The sequence below is a fragment of the Citrobacter sp. Cpo037 genome (assembly GCF_030332945.1).
In the GTDB taxonomy this organism is placed as follows: Bacteria; Pseudomonadota; Gammaproteobacteria; order Enterobacterales; family Enterobacteriaceae; genus Citrobacter; species Citrobacter portucalensis.
The window spans coordinates 47,582-63,369 of the sequence record NZ_JAOWGW010000070.1; the positions used below are offsets into that span (position 1 = coordinate 47,582).

Annotated in this window: 15 protein-coding genes and 1 other annotated feature; of the genes, 12 read left to right on the top strand and 3 right to left on the bottom strand. The window is 53.0% G+C overall.

What is annotated here, in order from left to right; all coding sequences use genetic code 11:
- Nucleotides 1-47 precede the first annotated feature (47 nt).
- The 5 genes from dnaA (at nucleotide 48) to yidA (ending at nucleotide 7,234) form a co-directional block, all read left to right on the top strand.
- Entirely contained in the window at nucleotides 48-1,451 is a 1,404-nt protein-coding gene (gene dnaA, locus OGX94_RS17170; protein ID WP_003827078.1) for a chromosomal replication initiator protein DnaA, read from the top strand.
- 4 nt (nucleotides 1,452-1,455) lie between these two features.
- A complete protein-coding gene (gene dnaN, locus OGX94_RS17175; RefSeq protein WP_003023863.1) occupies nucleotides 1,456-2,556 on the top strand; it encodes a DNA polymerase III subunit beta in 1,101 nt (366 codons plus the stop codon).
- 138 nt (nucleotides 2,557-2,694) lie between these two features.
- Nucleotides 2,695-3,768, top strand: coding sequence for a DNA replication/repair protein RecF (gene recF, locus OGX94_RS17180; protein WP_200920959.1), 1,074 nt, complete (start codon nucleotides 2,695-2,697; stop codon nucleotides 3,766-3,768).
- 28 nt (nucleotides 3,769-3,796) lie between these two features.
- A complete protein-coding gene (gene gyrB, locus OGX94_RS17185) occupies nucleotides 3,797-6,211 on the top strand; it encodes a DNA topoisomerase (ATP-hydrolyzing) subunit B (RefSeq protein ID WP_008786542.1) in 2,415 nt (804 codons plus the stop codon).
- A gap of 210 nt (nucleotides 6,212-6,421) precedes the next feature.
- Nucleotides 6,422-7,234, top strand: a complete 813-nt coding sequence (gene yidA, locus OGX94_RS17190) for a sugar-phosphatase (protein ID WP_003827086.1) — start codon at nucleotides 6,422-6,424, stop codon at nucleotides 7,232-7,234.
- Between the two features lie 4 nt (nucleotides 7,235-7,238).
- On the opposite strand, the gene cbrA is transcribed toward yidA, so the two are convergent.
- Nucleotides 7,239-8,357, bottom strand: a complete 1,119-nt coding sequence (gene cbrA, locus OGX94_RS17195; RefSeq protein ID WP_257662160.1) for a colicin M resistance lipid reductase CbrA — start codon at nucleotides 8,355-8,357, stop codon at nucleotides 7,239-7,241.
- A 99-nt stretch (nucleotides 8,358-8,456) separates the two neighbouring features.
- On the opposite strand from cbrA, the gene OGX94_RS17200 reads away from it, so the two are divergent.
- Entirely contained in the window at nucleotides 8,457-9,683 is a 1,227-nt protein-coding gene (locus tag OGX94_RS17200) for a YidR family protein (protein WP_063941193.1), read from the top strand.
- A 1-nt stretch (nucleotide 9,684) separates the two neighbouring features.
- Here the strand turns inward: OGX94_RS17200 and OGX94_RS17205 are convergent, their stop codons facing one another.
- Nucleotides 9,685-10,017, bottom strand: a complete 333-nt coding sequence (locus OGX94_RS17205) for a YceK/YidQ family lipoprotein (protein ID WP_164084788.1) — start codon at nucleotides 10,015-10,017, stop codon at nucleotides 9,685-9,687.
- A gap of 238 nt (nucleotides 10,018-10,255) precedes the next feature.
- Nucleotides 10,256-10,327 (top strand) — a sequence feature (ROSE (Repression Of Heat Shock gene Expression) occurs in the 5'-region of heat shock genes and acts as an RNA thermometer to modulate expression.).
- Between OGX94_RS17205 and ibpA the strand changes: the two genes are divergently transcribed.
- The 6 genes from ibpA to OGX94_RS17235 all read left to right on the top strand — a co-directional run bounded on the left by ibpA (nucleotide 10,321) and on the right by OGX94_RS17235 (nucleotide 14,452).
- Nucleotides 10,321-10,734 carry a small heat shock chaperone IbpA gene (ibpA, locus tag OGX94_RS17210; RefSeq protein ID WP_003023882.1) on the top strand — a complete coding sequence of 138 codons (414 nt, stop codon included), beginning with the start codon at nucleotides 10,321-10,323 and terminating at the stop codon, nucleotides 10,732-10,734. Its footprint overlaps the feature before it by 7 nt.
- A 92-nt stretch (nucleotides 10,735-10,826) precedes the next feature.
- Nucleotides 10,827-11,255 carry a small heat shock chaperone IbpB gene (ibpB, locus tag OGX94_RS17215; RefSeq protein ID WP_003827096.1) on the top strand — a complete coding sequence of 143 codons (429 nt, stop codon included), beginning with the start codon at nucleotides 10,827-10,829 and terminating at the stop codon, nucleotides 11,253-11,255.
- A 123-nt stretch (nucleotides 11,256-11,378) separates the two neighbouring features.
- Nucleotides 11,379-13,040 (top strand): putative transporter, encoded by a 1,662-nt coding sequence (locus tag OGX94_RS17220; protein ID WP_003827099.1) that lies wholly within the window; start codon nucleotides 11,379-11,381, stop codon nucleotides 13,038-13,040.
- A 185-nt stretch (nucleotides 13,041-13,225) separates the two neighbouring features.
- Nucleotides 13,226-13,573: a YidH family protein gene (locus OGX94_RS17225; RefSeq protein WP_003023888.1), complete on the top strand. Its 348-nt coding sequence runs from the start codon at nucleotides 13,226-13,228 to the stop codon at nucleotides 13,571-13,573.
- Nucleotides 13,563-13,925, top strand: coding sequence for a DUF202 domain-containing protein (locus tag OGX94_RS17230; protein WP_003827101.1), 363 nt, complete (start codon nucleotides 13,563-13,565; stop codon nucleotides 13,923-13,925). The genes OGX94_RS17225 and OGX94_RS17230 overlap by 11 nt, the downstream gene beginning before the upstream one ends.
- Before the next feature lie 14 nt (nucleotides 13,926-13,939).
- Nucleotides 13,940-14,452: a radical SAM protein gene (locus OGX94_RS17235; RefSeq protein WP_003827104.1), complete on the top strand. Its 513-nt coding sequence runs from the start codon at nucleotides 13,940-13,942 to the stop codon at nucleotides 14,450-14,452.
- 12 nt (nucleotides 14,453-14,464) lie between these two features.
- Here the strand turns inward: OGX94_RS17235 and dsdA are convergent, their stop codons facing one another.
- Nucleotides 14,465-15,787, bottom strand: coding sequence for a D-serine ammonia-lyase (dsdA, locus tag OGX94_RS17240; protein WP_003827105.1), 1,323 nt, complete (start codon nucleotides 15,785-15,787; stop codon nucleotides 14,465-14,467).
- Nucleotide 15,788 lies beyond the last annotated feature (1 nt).

Below are 15,788 nucleotides of genomic sequence, written 5' to 3' on the forward strand. Positions count from 1 at the left end.
GTTTCAGCCTTTGTCATTTATCGACTTTTGTTCGAGTGGAGTCCGCCGTGTCACTTTCGCTTTGGCAGCAGTGTCTTGCCCGATTGCAGGATGAGTTACCAGCCACAGAGTTCAGTATGTGGATACGCCCGTTGCAGGCGGAACTGAGCGATAACACGCTGGCTTTGTATGCGCCAAACCGTTTCGTGCTCGATTGGGTAAGGGATAAATACCTTAATAATATTAATGGATTACTCAATAATTTCTGTGGCGCGGATGCCCCACAGCTGCGCTTTGAAGTCGGCACTAAACCCGTCACGCAAACGCTGAAAACGCCGGTCAACAACGTTGTTGCGCCCGCCCACGTGGCTCAGCAAGTGCAACCGCAACGTGCTGCTCCGGCGGCGCGTCCAGGCTGGGATAACGTCCCGGCTCCGGCAGAACCTACCTATCGTTCTAACGTCAACGTCAAACACACGTTTGATAACTTCGTTGAAGGTAAATCTAACCAATTGGCGCGCGCGGCGGCACGTCAGGTGGCGGACAATCCTGGCGGCGCCTACAATCCGTTATTCCTTTATGGCGGTACGGGTCTGGGTAAAACCCACCTGCTGCACGCTGTCGGTAACGGCATTATGGCGCGTAAGCCAAACGCCAAAGTGGTGTATATGCACTCCGAGCGATTTGTGCAGGATATGGTCAAAGCCCTGCAAAACAACGCGATCGAAGAGTTTAAACGCTACTACCGTTCCGTTGACGCGCTGCTGATTGACGATATCCAATTCTTCGCGAATAAAGAGCGATCGCAGGAAGAGTTTTTCCACACCTTTAACGCCCTGCTGGAAGGCAATCAGCAGATCATCCTGACCTCGGATCGCTATCCGAAGGAGATCAACGGCGTTGAAGATCGTCTGAAATCCCGCTTTGGCTGGGGACTGACTGTCGCGATCGAACCGCCTGAACTGGAAACGCGTGTTGCGATCCTGATGAAAAAAGCCGACGAAAACGACATTCGTCTGCCAGGTGAAGTAGCGTTCTTTATTGCCAAGCGTCTACGCTCTAACGTACGTGAGCTGGAAGGCGCACTGAACCGCGTGATCGCCAACGCCAATTTTACCGGCCGGGCGATTACTATCGATTTCGTGCGCGAAGCGCTGCGCGATCTGCTGGCTTTGCAGGAAAAGCTGGTCACCATCGACAATATTCAGAAGACGGTGGCGGAGTATTACAAAATCAAAATTGCGGATCTGCTTTCTAAGCGTCGATCTCGCTCGGTAGCTCGCCCGCGCCAGATGGCGATGGCGCTGGCAAAAGAGCTCACTAACCACAGTTTGCCGGAAATCGGCGACGCGTTTGGTGGGCGTGACCATACTACCGTGCTTCATGCCTGCCGGAAGATTGAGCAGTTGCGTGAAGAAAGCCATGATATTAAAGAAGATTTCTCCAATTTAATCAGAACATTATCTTCGTGACGCTATGAAATTTACCGTTGAACGTGAACATTTATTAAAACCGCTTCAGCAGGTCAGCGGCCCGCTGGGTGGACGTCCTACACTGCCTATTCTCGGAAACCTGCTGCTGCAGGTTGCTGACGGCACGCTTTCGCTGACCGGTACCGATCTCGAAATGGAGATGGTGGCGCGCGTGGCGCTGATCCAGCCTCATGAACCTGGTGCTACCACCGTTCCGGCGCGTAAATTCTTCGATATTTGCCGTGGATTGCCGGAAGGCGCGGAAATTGCCGTTCAACTGGAAGGCGACCGTATGCTGGTGCGTTCTGGCCGCAGCCGTTTCTCGCTGTCTACGCTGCCTGCCGCCGACTTCCCGAATCTGGACGACTGGCAGAGCGAAGTCGAATTCACCCTGCCGCAGGCGACGATGAAGCGCCTGATTGAAGCCACGCAGTTTTCGATGGCGCATCAGGACGTACGTTACTACTTAAACGGCATGCTGTTTGAAACCGAAGGGGAAGAGCTGCGTACCGTGGCGACCGACGGCCACCGCCTGGCGGTCTGTTCAATGCCTGTTGGTCAACCGTTGCCAAGCCATTCGGTGATCGTACCGCGTAAAGGCGTGATTGAACTGATGCGTATGCTCGACGGCGGCGATAACCCGCTGCGCGTGCAGATTGGCAGCAACAACATTCGTGCGCACGTTGGTGATTTCATCTTCACCTCCAAGCTGGTTGATGGCCGTTTCCCGGATTATCGCCGCGTATTGCCGAAGAACCCGGACAAACATCTGGAAGCCGGTTGCGATATCCTCAAACAGGCGTTTGCGCGTGCGGCGATCCTCTCGAACGAGAAATTCCGCGGCGTGCGTCTGTATGTTAGCGAAAACCAGCTCAAAATCACCGCCAACAACCCGGAACAGGAAGAAGCAGAAGAAATTCTGGATGTCTCCTATCCTGGTACAGAACTGGAAATCGGCTTTAACGTTAGCTATGTACTGGACGTTCTGAACGCGCTGAAGTGCGAGAACGTGCGTATTCTGCTGACCGATTCCGTATCGAGCGTACAGATTGAAGATGCGGCCAGCCAATCCGCAGCCTATGTCGTCATGCCTATGCGCTTGTAAAGAATATCGGGCTATCTTACTTGTTATTCTGGCTCCGGGCAGTGCTCGCAATCCTCACGTACTTCAGTACGCTCCGGTTGCTGTGCGCTGGCCGTAACCAGACTAACTGCGACGATAACGCCCTGGTTATGAGTTGATATGTCGCTATCCCGACTGCTAATCAAAGATTTCCGCAATATTGAAAGCGCGGATCTCGCTTTATCCCCTGGCTTTAACTTCCTGGTTGGCGCGAACGGCAGCGGCAAAACCAGCGTACTGGAAGCTATCTATACGCTCGGCCACGGTCGGGCGTTTCGCAGTTTGCAGATTGGCCGCGTGATTCGCCACGAGCAGGAGTCGTTTGTTTTACACGGGCGCTTGCAGGGTGAAGAACGTGAGACGTCGATTGGCCTGACTAAAGACAAACTGGGCGACAGCAAAGTGCGCATTGACGGCACTGACGGGCACAAGGTCGCAGAACTGGCGCACCTGATGCCGATGCAGCTGATCACGCCTGAGGGGTTTACTTTACTCAATGGCGGCCCCAAATACAGAAGAGCATTCCTTGACTGGGGATGTTTTCACAATGAAGTCGGATTTTTCACCGCCTGGAGCAACCTGAAGCGACTGCTCAAGCAGCGCAATGCAGCGCTGCGCCAGGTGAGTCGTTATGAGCAACTGCGCCTGTGGGATAAAGAACTGATCCCACTGGCGGAACAAATCAGCACCTGGCGCGCGGAGTACAGCGCCGGTATCGCGCAGGATATGGCGGATACCTGCCAGCAGTTTCTTCCCGAGTTTTCGCTCTCCTTCTCATTCCAGCGCGGCTGGGAGAAAGAGACTGATTATGCCGAAGTGCTGGAACGCAGTTTTGAACGCGATCGCATGTTGACCTACACTGCGCACGGCCCGCATAAGGCGGATTTCCGCATTCGCGCCGACGGTGCGCCGGTGGAAGATACGTTGTCGCGTGGGCAGCTAAAGCTGCTGATGTGCGCCTTACGTCTGGCGCAAGGGGAGTTCCTGACCCGTGAAAGCGGGCGGCGCTGCCTGTACCTGATAGATGATTTTGCCTCTGAACTGGATGACGCGCGTCGCGGACTGCTGGCCAGCCGCTTAAAAGCCACGCAATCTCAGGTCTTTGTCAGCGCAATAAGCGCTGAACACGTTATAGACATGTCCGATGAAAATTCGAAGATGTTTACCGTGGAAAAGGGTAAAATAACGGATTAACCCAAGATAAAATGAGCGAGAAACGTTGATGTCGAATTCTTATGACTCCTCCAGTATCAAAGTCCTGAAAGGACTGGATGCGGTGCGTAAGCGCCCGGGTATGTATATCGGCGACACGGATGACGGCACCGGTCTGCACCACATGGTATTCGAGGTGGTAGATAACGCTATCGACGAAGCGCTCGCGGGTCACTGTAAAGATATCGTGGTAACGATTCACGCTGACAACTCCGTGTCCGTTACCGATGATGGCCGTGGTATCCCAACCGGTATTCACCCGGAAGAGGGCGTTTCGGCAGCGGAAGTTATCATGACCGTTTTGCACGCAGGCGGTAAATTCGATGATAACTCCTATAAAGTTTCCGGCGGTCTGCACGGCGTGGGTGTTTCCGTCGTTAACGCCCTGTCACAGAAGCTGGAACTGGTGATTCGTCGTGAAGGCAAAGTGCATCAGCAAACTTACGTGCACGGTGTGCCGCAGGCGCCGCTGGCAGTAACTGGTGAAACAGAACTGACGGGGACTCAGGTCCGTTTCTGGCCAAGCCACGAAACCTTTACCAATGTTGTTGAATTTGAATACGACATTCTGGCGAAACGTCTGCGTGAGCTGTCATTCCTGAACTCCGGCGTCTCTATTCGTCTGCGCGACAAGCGTGACGGCAAAGAAGACCATTTCCACTACGAAGGTGGCATCAAGGCGTTTGTTGAATACCTCAACAAAAACAAAACGCCGATCCACCCGAATATCTTCTACTTCTCCACCGAAAAAGACGGTATCGGCGTTGAAGTTGCGCTGCAGTGGAACGATGGTTTCCAGGAAAACATCTACTGCTTCACCAACAACATTCCACAGCGTGACGGCGGTACTCACCTTGCAGGCTTCCGTGCGGCGATGACCCGTACCCTGAACGCCTACATGGACAAAGAAGGCTACAGTAAAAAAGCGAAAGTCAGCGCTACCGGTGACGATGCCCGTGAAGGCCTGATTGCCGTTGTTTCCGTGAAAGTACCGGATCCGAAGTTCTCCTCACAGACCAAAGACAAGCTGGTCTCCTCTGAGGTGAAATCGGCGGTAGAACAGCAGATGAACGAACTGCTGAGCGAATATCTGCTGGAAAACCCGTCTGACGCGAAAATCGTTGTCGGCAAAATTATTGATGCTGCGCGTGCTCGTGAAGCTGCACGTCGTGCGCGTGAAATGACCCGCCGTAAAGGCGCGCTCGACTTAGCCGGTCTGCCGGGCAAGCTGGCGGACTGTCAGGAACGTGACCCGGCGCTGTCCGAACTGTACCTTGTGGAAGGGGACTCCGCGGGCGGTTCTGCGAAGCAGGGCCGTAACCGTAAAAACCAGGCGATTCTGCCGCTGAAGGGTAAAATCCTCAACGTCGAGAAAGCGCGCTTTGACAAGATGCTCTCCTCTCAGGAAGTTGCGACGCTGATCACCGCGCTCGGCTGTGGCATCGGTCGTGACGAGTACAACCCGGACAAACTGCGTTATCACAGCATCATCATCATGACCGATGCCGACGTCGACGGCTCGCACATTCGTACGCTGCTGTTGACCTTCTTCTATCGTCAGATGCCGGAAATCGTTGAACGCGGCCACGTTTACATTGCACAGCCACCGCTGTACAAAGTGAAAAAAGGCAAGCAGGAACAGTACATTAAAGATGACGAAGCGATGGATCAGTATCAGATCTCTATCGCTCTGGATGGCGCAACGCTGCACACCAACGCCAGCGCACCGGCCCTTTCCGGTGAGTCGTTAGAGAAACTGGTTTCTGAATACAACGCGACGCAGAAAATGATTGGCCGTATGGAACGTCGTTTCCCGAAAGCGCTGCTGAAAGAGCTGGTTTATCAACCGACGCTGCCTGAAGCCGATCTGGCTGATGAAGCGAAAGTTACGGCCTGGGTTTCCCAGTTGGTTAACGTGCTTAATGAAAACGAAATGCACGGCAGCACCTGGAATAGCTTCGTGCGTAAAGACGCTGAACTGAACCTGTTCGAACCGGTGATCCGGGTGCGTACCCACGGTGTCGATACTGACTATCCATTGGAACATGAATTTGTGACCGGTGGCGAGTACCATCGTATTTGTACGCTTGGCGAGAAGCTGCGTGGGCTGATCGAAGACGATGCGTTTATCGAACGTGGCGAGCGTCGCCAGCCGGTTGCCAGCTTTGAGCAGGCGCTGGAATGGCTGCAGAAAGAGTCTCGTCGTGGCCTCGCTATCCAGCGTTATAAAGGTCTGGGCGAGATGAACCCGGAACAGCTGTGGGAAACCACCATGGATCCGGAAAGCCGTCGTATGCTGCGCGTTACCGTGAAGGATGCGATTGCTGCCGACCAGCTGTTCACCACGCTGATGGGCGATGCCGTTGAACCGCGTCGCGCATTTATCGAAGAAAACGCCCTGAAAGCGGCGAACATCGATATTTAAGCCAATCTGTAGGCCGGATAAGGCGGTTTACGCCGCCATCCGGCAAGACGTTGTATTGTGCCTGATGGCGCGTTGCTTATCAGACCTACAAACGACAACCAATCTACAAAAAGGGGAATCTCGATTCCCCTTTCTATCCCCCTTTTCGTAGCTGTTTTTTGAGCGGAATCGCGTTAGCATGAGGACGGACTCATTTAATCCGGGGAACTCATGGCTATCAAACTTATTGCTATCGACATGGATGGCACACTTCTGCTACCCGATCACACCATTTCACCAGCGGTCAAAACGGCGATTGCCGCGGCACGCGCGCGTGGTGTGAATGTGGTGCTGACCACGGGACGCCCGTATGCCGGCGTTCACAGCTATCTGAAAGAACTACATATGGAACAGCCCGGTGACTACTGCATTACCTACAACGGTGCGCTGGTGCAGAAAGCAGGGGATGGCAGTACCGTGGCGCAAACCGCGCTGAGCTATGATGATTATCGTTACCTGGAGCAGCTCTCCCGGGAAGTCGGCTCGCATTTCCACGCCCTCGATCGCAATACGCTGTATACCGCGAACCGTGATATCAGCTACTACACGGTGCACGAATCGTTTGTCGCGACCATCCCGCTAGTGTTCTGTGAAGCCGAGAAAATGGATCCCGCAACCCAGTTCCTGAAAGTGATGATGATTGACGAGCCGGAGATCCTCGATAAAGCTATCTCTCGTCTACCTGCGGAAGTAAAAGAGAAGTACACCGTGCTGAAAAGTGCGCCGTATTTCCTCGAAATCCTCGATAAACGCGTCAATAAAGGGACGGGCGTAAAATCGCTGGCCGATGCGTTAGGCATTAAAGCCGAAGAGGTGATGGCGATTGGCGATCAGGAAAACGACATCGCGATGATTGAATACGCAGGTGTGGGCGTTGCCATGGACAACGCTATTCCATCAGTCAAAGAAATCGCCAACTTCGTGACCAAATCCAATCTTGAAGATGGCGTCGCGTACGCCATAGAGAAGTTTGCACTGAATTAAGATGTTATGGGCAAATGCTTCGTCGTATTTGCCCCGTTTCAGCCATGATTTGTGGTGCTGAATGGTCTCCCTGGGGAATACGCGCAACGCCGCTGCGCATAATCCATTTACGGGAAAATGCCGACGTCAGGGCCCGGCTTTTCAGGATTTTGCCATACAGTTTGAGTCGTAACTTGCGGGTGGCTTTACGGTAAGCGTGATTCATATCTGGCGTATCCCGCAGCAGTACCGATTTGAGGATCTCCGCGCTGTCCAGCGCATAGCTAATCCCTTCCAGCGAGCTGGCGCTGATAAAACCGGCCGCTTCACCAATCAAAAATGCGTTGTCCTCGCCGCAGACGAAGTCTTTCCAGCGTGAGGGGAATAGCACCGTACATTTTTCACTTTTCACCGGTTTGCCGAACTGGAAATGGAACGCTTCCAGCTTCTCTTTCAGCGCGTCAAAGCGTGCCTGTCCGTCCTTCATGGGGTAGGCGCCACCAAAGATAAAATAGCCATCTTTGCTGATACTCCAGGAATAACAGTCAGTTGCATCGTTATCAAAAATACAGGAATAGAACGGTACGGGATGCTTTTCCGCAAACCATTGTTGAATCGCGACATATTTACGGATTTGGTGCTGTGGATAGAGATGACGGCGCACCAGTGAGTTCGCACCGTCTGCCCCCACCAGATAACGTGCAGTGATCTGCTGCTCCCAACCGTCGGCGCGGAAGATAACATGCCATTTATCGCCCTCGCGCCAGATTTTCCGGCACAGGCTGTCGTGATACACCTGCACATCATCAGGGATGAGAGATTTAAGCCATAAATCAAAAGCATGGCGGTTGATATTAATGTAGCTGCGCTGGTAGTTACGCGTCAAAGAAGCGGCAACATCAACCGTTTTAACGCTAAAAATCTGCGGGTTGGCGATAACATCAACGGGTAAGGTTATCCCGTCGCGGATAAACGAACGCTGGGCGTCCGGGGCCAGCAGACCGCCGCAGGGTTTAGTGAAACCTTCGTTACCGCACTGGCGTTTTTTATCCAACGCAATCACGCGCATTTTTCCGCTTAACTGTCGCGCCAGCGCTGCGCCTGCCGGACCTAAACCGATAATCGCTACGTCAAAATGTTCCATCTTTCTGTCCGCAAAAATGAAGATGGCGATACGCTAAAGCCTGAAAGTGAAGTGCTTGTGAAGTATGATTGTTTTAATCGTCTTGTATCAGGGCATCCCATGAAGCAAATCACCTTTACGCCGCGTAATCATCAGCTTACCAATATCAACACCTGGACACCGGACAGCCAGTGGCTGGTCTTTGATGTGCGCCCTTCCGGCGCTTCCTTTACCGGTGAAACAATTGAGCGCGTCAATATCCATACTGGCGAGCTGGAGGTGATTTACCGGGCTACTCAGGGATCGCACGTTGGCGTGGTGACCGTTCATCCAAAGTCGGAAAAATATGTATTCATTCACGGGCCTGAAAATCCTGATGAAACATGGTATTACGACTTCCATCATCGCCGTGGGGTGATTGTTACGCAGGCTGGGGTGGAGAATCTGGATGCAATGGATATTACTGCGCCCTATACGCCAGGTGCGCTGCGCGGCGGGAGTCATGTGCATGTCTTTAGCCCAAACGGTGAGTTTGTCAGTTTCACCTATAACGACCATGTTCTGCATGAGCGCTCTCCGGCGCTCGATTTACGCAACGTCGGCGTGGCTGCACCGTATGGTCCGGTGAATGTCTCCGCGCAGCATCCCCGTGAATACAGCGGTAGCTACTGGTGTGTGCTGGTGAGCCAGACGACACCAACGCCAAAACCGGGTAGCGATGAGATTAACCGCGCCTATGAAGAGGGCTGGGTTGGAGAAAACAGGCTGGCGTTTATCGGTGATACGCTATCAGCCACTGGCGAGAAAGTACCGGAGCTGTTTATTGTTGATTTGCCACAGGATGAAAGCGGCTGGAAACAGCCGGGGGACGCGCCTCTGGAGGGGACTGACATGACCATGCCTGCGCCGCCATCCGGTATTCGCCAACGCCGTCTGACGTTTACCCATGAGCGCGCCTTTCCGGGGCTGGTGAATCAGCCTCGCCACTGGGTACGCAGTAATCCAAAGGCATCTGAGATTGCGTTTTTAATGCGTGATGACAACGGTATTGTGCAGCTATGGCTGATTTCCCCACAGGGCGGATCGCTGCGTCAGCTTACCCAGTGCGCTACGAATATTCAGTCAGCCTTTAACTGGCACCCATCGGGGAAATGGCTGGGATTTGTACTGGAGAACAGAATTGCCTGTTGTGATGTTCAAACGGGCGAAATTGATTTTTTAACGGAACGTCATGATAACCCGCCGTCGGCCGATGCGATCGTCTTCTCCCCTGATGGTCGACAGGTTGCGTGGATGGAAGACGTCGAGGGTTTCCGCCAGCTGTGGGTGACTGAAACCGGGCGTTAATTTATGGAGCAGACATTTCTGCCGGGGGAATAACGGCGTTCGTGGCCTGGGTTCTCTCCTCGCTCTTTTCTACGCGGGATCTCACCGAGTTATCTTTGCGAAAGAGATCCCAAGGTAGCAATACCGTATCGAGCACCGCGGTAAAAGGCATATCCAGAATCGCCAGCGACTTGGTTCCCCAGTTCGTATCACTTTCGCTAATCATTGTGGCACTGGCTCGCGTGCCAGGATACGTCCCTTCTTTGCCACCTGTATGTGACATGATGCTGGAACAGCCGCTTACAAACACCATCCCACTACACATCGTCAGTGTTACCAACATTTTTTTAATCATCATTTATTCATCTGTATTTATCGTGTTTGCATGGTGAGTTAAAGCGATCCGTTGCGAAAATAACATCACCATTTCGTCGCACTGTGGCGGCCATCGCGATTTAACGAGAACAACTGCTCCCCCCAGTGTATGCAATAGACAACAAACTGCAAAAAAAGTCAGATGAATACGCTTGAAAAGTTTGTATTAAGACCCATTTTTAGAGTGTAGACAAATGAAGGGCATGCCTGATGGGTGTCCTGGCTACCTGACCTGTCCATGATGGAAGGTCAATATTCTCGCTGATTTCAGGAGCTATTGATTATGCGTAACTTTGATTTATCCCCGCTGTACCGTTCTGCTATTGGTTTTGACCGTCTGTTTAACCTGCTGGAAAACAATCAGGGCCAGAGCAATGGCGGCTACCCTCCGTACAACGTTGAGCTGGTAGACGAAAACCATTACCGCATTGCAATTGCCGTTGCCGGTTTTGCTGAAAGCGAACTGGAAATTACTGCCCAGGACAATCTGCTGGTGGTAAAAGGCGCCCATGCGGACGATCAAAAAGAACGTACTTACCTGTATCAGGGTATTGCCGAGCGCAACTTTGAACGCAAGTTCCAGTTAGCGGAGAACATTCATGTTCGCGGCGCAAACCTGGTAAATGGTCTGCTGTATATCGATCTTGAGCGCGTGATTCCTGAAGCGAACAAACCGCGCCGCATCGAAATCAACTAATTCTGTAGGCCGCTTCAGGCGGCCTTGCTAAGTCATCGGCTTGCCGTCAGGGAGCCGAAAGGTACCTACTCGCTTCTTAGAAGGAGATTATTATGCGTAACTACGATTTATCCCCGCTGCTGCGTCAATGGATCGGTTTTGACAAACTGGCCAATGCCTTGCAAAACACCGGTGAAAGCCAGAGCTTCCCGCCTTATAACATCGAAAAGAGCGATGATAACCACTACCGCATTACCCTTGCGTTAGCCGGTTTCCGCCAGGAAGATCTGGATATTCAACTGGAAGGCACGCGCCTGACAGTGAAAGGTACGCCGCAGCAGCCGGAAAAAGAGACCAAATGGTTGCATCAGGGGCTGGTTACTCAGCCGTTCAGCCTGAGCTTTACGCTGGCTGAAAATATGGAGGTCTCCGGCGCAAGCTTCACTAACGGCTTGCTGCATATTGATTTGACCCGGAATGAACCTGAAACCATTGCTCCACAACGTATCGCCATCAGCGAACGTCCCGCATTAGATAGTTAAATAGCTCCATGCCTTTGCCCCGCCAGAAATGACGGGGCTTTTTTGTGCTTTACCACCCATACATTGCGACTGTACTCTGCGAGAATCCATTTACTTAATGATGTTATTCACAGGGAACAGGATATGAGTGATATAGCATTGACGGTCAGCGTTCTGGCATTGGTGGCAGTTGTCGGGTTATGGATCGGCAACATAAAAATACGTGGTGTGGGTTTTGGCATTGGAGGTGTGCTGTTCGGCGGCATTATTGTCGGGCATTTTGTCGATCAGGCAGGGATGACCCTGAGCGGCGACATGCTGCATTTTATTCAGGAATTTGGCCTGATTCTTTTCGTCTACACCATTGGTATTCAGGTGGGGCCGGGCTTTTTTGCTTCTCTGCGCGTTTCGGGCCTGCGGCTGAATCTGTTTGCTGTGCTGATTGTCATCATGGGTGGCCTGGTCACCGCGATCCTGCATAAGATTTTTGCCATTCCTCTCCCTGTGGTGCTGGGAATATTCTCTGGAGCGGTCACCAATACCCCGGCGTTAGGTGCGGGGCAGCAAATTCTGCGCGATTTGGGTACGCCTGGCGATGTGGTTGACCAGATGGGGATGAGCTATGCCATGGCTTATCCTTTCGGCATTTGCGGAATTTTACTGACCATGTGGCTGATGCGCCTTATTTTCCGCGTTAACGTCGATGCTGAAGCCCAGCAGCATGAATCCACGTTAACCAATGGGCACGCACTGATTCAGACGATGAACATCCGCGTGGAAAACCCAAACATCAACAATATGGCAATTCAGGATGTCCCGATTCTGAACAGCGACAAAATTATCTGCTCGCGTCTGAAACGTGACGAGACATTGATGGTGCCGTCGCCAGGGACTGTTATCCAGTTGGGCGACCTGCTCCACCTGGTCGGGCAGCCTGCTGACCTGCATAACGCGCAGGTGGTGATTGGGCAGGAGGTGGATACATCGCTGTCTACGCGAGGTACCGATTTACGCGTCGAACGTGTGGTGGTGACTAACGAGCAGGTGCTGGGTAAACGTATCCGTGACCTGCACTTTAAAGAACGTTACGACGTGGTGATTTCCCGCCTGAACCGTGCGGGTGTTGAGCTGGTAGCCAGCAGTGACGCCAGCCTGCAATTCGGGGATATCCTCAATCTGGTGGGGCGCCCTTCGTCTATTGATGCCGTTGCCAATGTTGTGGGTAACGCGCAGCAAAAACTGCAGCAAGTGCAGATGCTGCCGGTATTTATCGGTATCGGGCTGGGTGTTCTACTGGGTTCAATTCCGCTGTTCATCCCAGGGTTTCCGGTGGCGTTAAAACTGGGTCTGGCCGGTGGGCCGCTGATTATGGCCTTGATCCTGGGGCGTATTGGCAGCATTGGTAAGCTGTACTGGTTTATGCCTCCCAGCGCTAACCTGGCGCTGCGAGAGTTGGGTATCGTGCTGTTTCTCGCGGTAGTTGGTCTGAAGTCAGGCGGTGATTTTGTCGATACTCTGACGCAGGGCGATGGCCTGAGCTGGGTGGGGTACGGTATTTTCATTACTGCGATTCCGCTGATTACCGTGGGTTTGTTAGCTCGTCTATTTGTCAAAATGAACTATCTGACGCTGTGCGGCATGCTGGCTGGCTCAATGACCGATCCCCCGGCTCTGGCGTTTGCTAATAACCTGCATGCTACCAGCGGGGCGGCAGCGCTCTCCTACGCCACCGTTTATCCGCTGGTTATGTTCCTGAGGATTATCACGCCACAGCTGCTGGCGGTGATCTTCTGGGGATTAGGTTAAAACTGACTTATCCGGCCTGCATCTCCTGTAGGCCGGATAAAACGCAACTCACCATCCGGCATTACAAACACCCTCTCTCTTTCCCATTGTCTCATCACCCGACTCGCCCTCTCGTTTGAGAATCAGGTTCATACTCCTTAACTGTTCCGGTATAACGACCAGACAACAATATTTAAGGAGCTGTCATGAAGATTTCTCGCCTTGGAGAAGCACCGGATTATCGCTTCTCACTGGCAAATGAGCGTACTTTTCTGGCGTGGATCCGCACCGCGCTCGGATTTCTGGCGGCGGGGGTTGGCCTTGATCAACTGGCCCCGGATTTTGCCACGCCGGTCATCCGTGAGGCGCTTGCCTTGTTGCTGTGTCTGTTTGCCGGCGGTCTGGCGATCTACGGCTACCTGCGCTGGCTACGTAATGAAAAGGCGATGCGACTGAAAGAGGACTTGCCCTACACCCACAGCCTGCTGATTATCAGCGTCATGCTGACTATTGTGGCGGTGATTGTCATGACGCTGGTGCTGTATGCCGGATAGCCGCAAATCGCGACGCATCGCTGACCCGGGGTTACAACCGGAGCGGACTTCACTTGCCTGGTTTCGCACGTTGTTGGGCTATGGCGCGTTAATGGCGCTGGCGATTAAGCACAACTGGCACCAGGCGGGAGTGCTGTTCTGGATATCGGTAGTTGTGCTGGTGATAGTGGCGATTATCCTCTGGCGCTACACCCGCAGCCGTAATCTGATGGATGTGAGTCATAGCGATTTTTCTGAATCTCGCGCGGTGCGTGACAAATTTATGATCTCCCTCGCGGTGTTATCCCTCGCAATGCTGTTTGCTGTAACGCATGTTCGCCAACTTATCGTATTTATCGGGAATTTTGCATGACAGGATGTGAGAACATGGATGTTAGTGATGATGTTTTAAACGTGGTGATTGACCATCAGAAGTGTTTACAACCGGTTGAAGTGTACCGTGGTTTGCAACAAGGAAATGTTCGCCTGGTACAATTTATTCCGCTGGTTAAGCACGATGGTTCAGGTCATCTGACAGACGAATCGGTTACGTCTGAGGCGTGGGGCCGATTTTTAATTACGATATTTGATATCTGGGTACGTGAAGATATTAATCAGATATCTATCCAGCTTTTCGATAAAACGCTTCGCCAGTGGTGTGGTCTGACGGCACAGATTGAACGACAGACCATGTCATCAATGAATACGCGTTGCCAGACATGCTCATTGTTTCAGTATTACCACGGTGATTGTCCTGCGTACTGCGAGGAAAATGGAAAGGGCGTGCTGTGTGCAGGCTATCAGGCTTTCTTCAGCCATACCGCACCGCATATGCGCGTGATGCGTGACCTGCTTAAGCAGCATCGCTCACCGATGGAGCTGATGGCGATGCTGCGTTAAGCTCAGCGGTATTTAACGTCCTTTGGCCAGATATTGCGCCATTTCATCTTCCGGGACCATTCCGCCGCCGGTCGCCCACACCAGATGGGTAGCGTTATTGAGCTGATCCGCGCTGAAGCCGTGCATGTGCTGATAGTCAGCAGAGGCGCAAACGTGTTGCGGACCGGCCATCCCTGCTAGCGCTGACGGTTCGAGGCGAATACCTTCTTCCTGCGCCAGCCAGCCCAGCATATCGTACATAGTCTGATCGTCCAGGGTGTACAGACCGTCGAGCAGACGTTCCATTGCCCGGCCAACAAAGCCAGACGCACGGCCGACAGCCAGCCCATCCGCCGCCGTCAGGTTGTCGATGCCAATATCCTGCACGGAAATCGTATCGTGCAGCCCGGTATAAATCCCCAGTAGCATGCACGGTGAATGGGTGGGTTCTGCGAAGAAGCAGTGCACGTTATCGCCAAACGCCAGCTTCAGGCCAAACGCCACGCCGCCAGGGCCACCGCCGACGCCGCATGGCAGGTAAACAAACAGTGGATGGTCTGCATCCACCACGCGCCCCTGCTGGGCAAACTGCGCCTTTAAGCGCTGTCCGGCCACCGCATAGCCTAAAAACAGCGTGCGCGAGTTTTCATCATCGATAAAGAAGCAGTTTGGATCGGACTCCGCCGCCTTACGGCCCTGTTCAACCGCCACGCCGTAATCTTCTTCATACTCCACGACCGTCACACCGTGGCTGCGCAGTTTGGCTTTTTTCCATGCGCGAGCGTCGGCAGACATATGCACCGTCACCTTAAAGCCGATACGGGCGCTCATAATGCCAATCGACATGCCGAGGTTACCGGTGGAGCCTACCGCGATGCTGTACTGGCTGAAGAACTGTTTGAACTCGGGTGAAAGCAGAACGCTGTAATCGTCTTGTGTGGTCAGCAGACCGGCTTCCAGCGCCAGTTTTTCCGCGTGGGTAAGTACTTCATAAATGCCACCACGGGCTTTAATCGAGCCAGAAATTGGCAGGTGACTGTCTTTCTTCAGCAGAATTTCGCCATTGATGCGCTGCCCATACTCTTTCTCCAGCCGCTTTTGCATGGCCGGAATCGCGGCCAGCTCAGATTCAATAATACCGCCGGTGGCCGCGGTTTCCGGGAATGCCTTTGCCAGGTACGGAGCAAAGCGCGTCAGACGGGCGTGAGCATCCTGAACATCGTGTTCAGTCAGGCCAACATACGGTAAACCTTCCGCAAGAGAGGTGGTGCCAGGGTTAAACCAGGTTGTCTCCTTGAGAGCAACCAGATCTTCCACTAAAGGATACTGGGCGATAAGTGTTTGAATGTTTTCCATA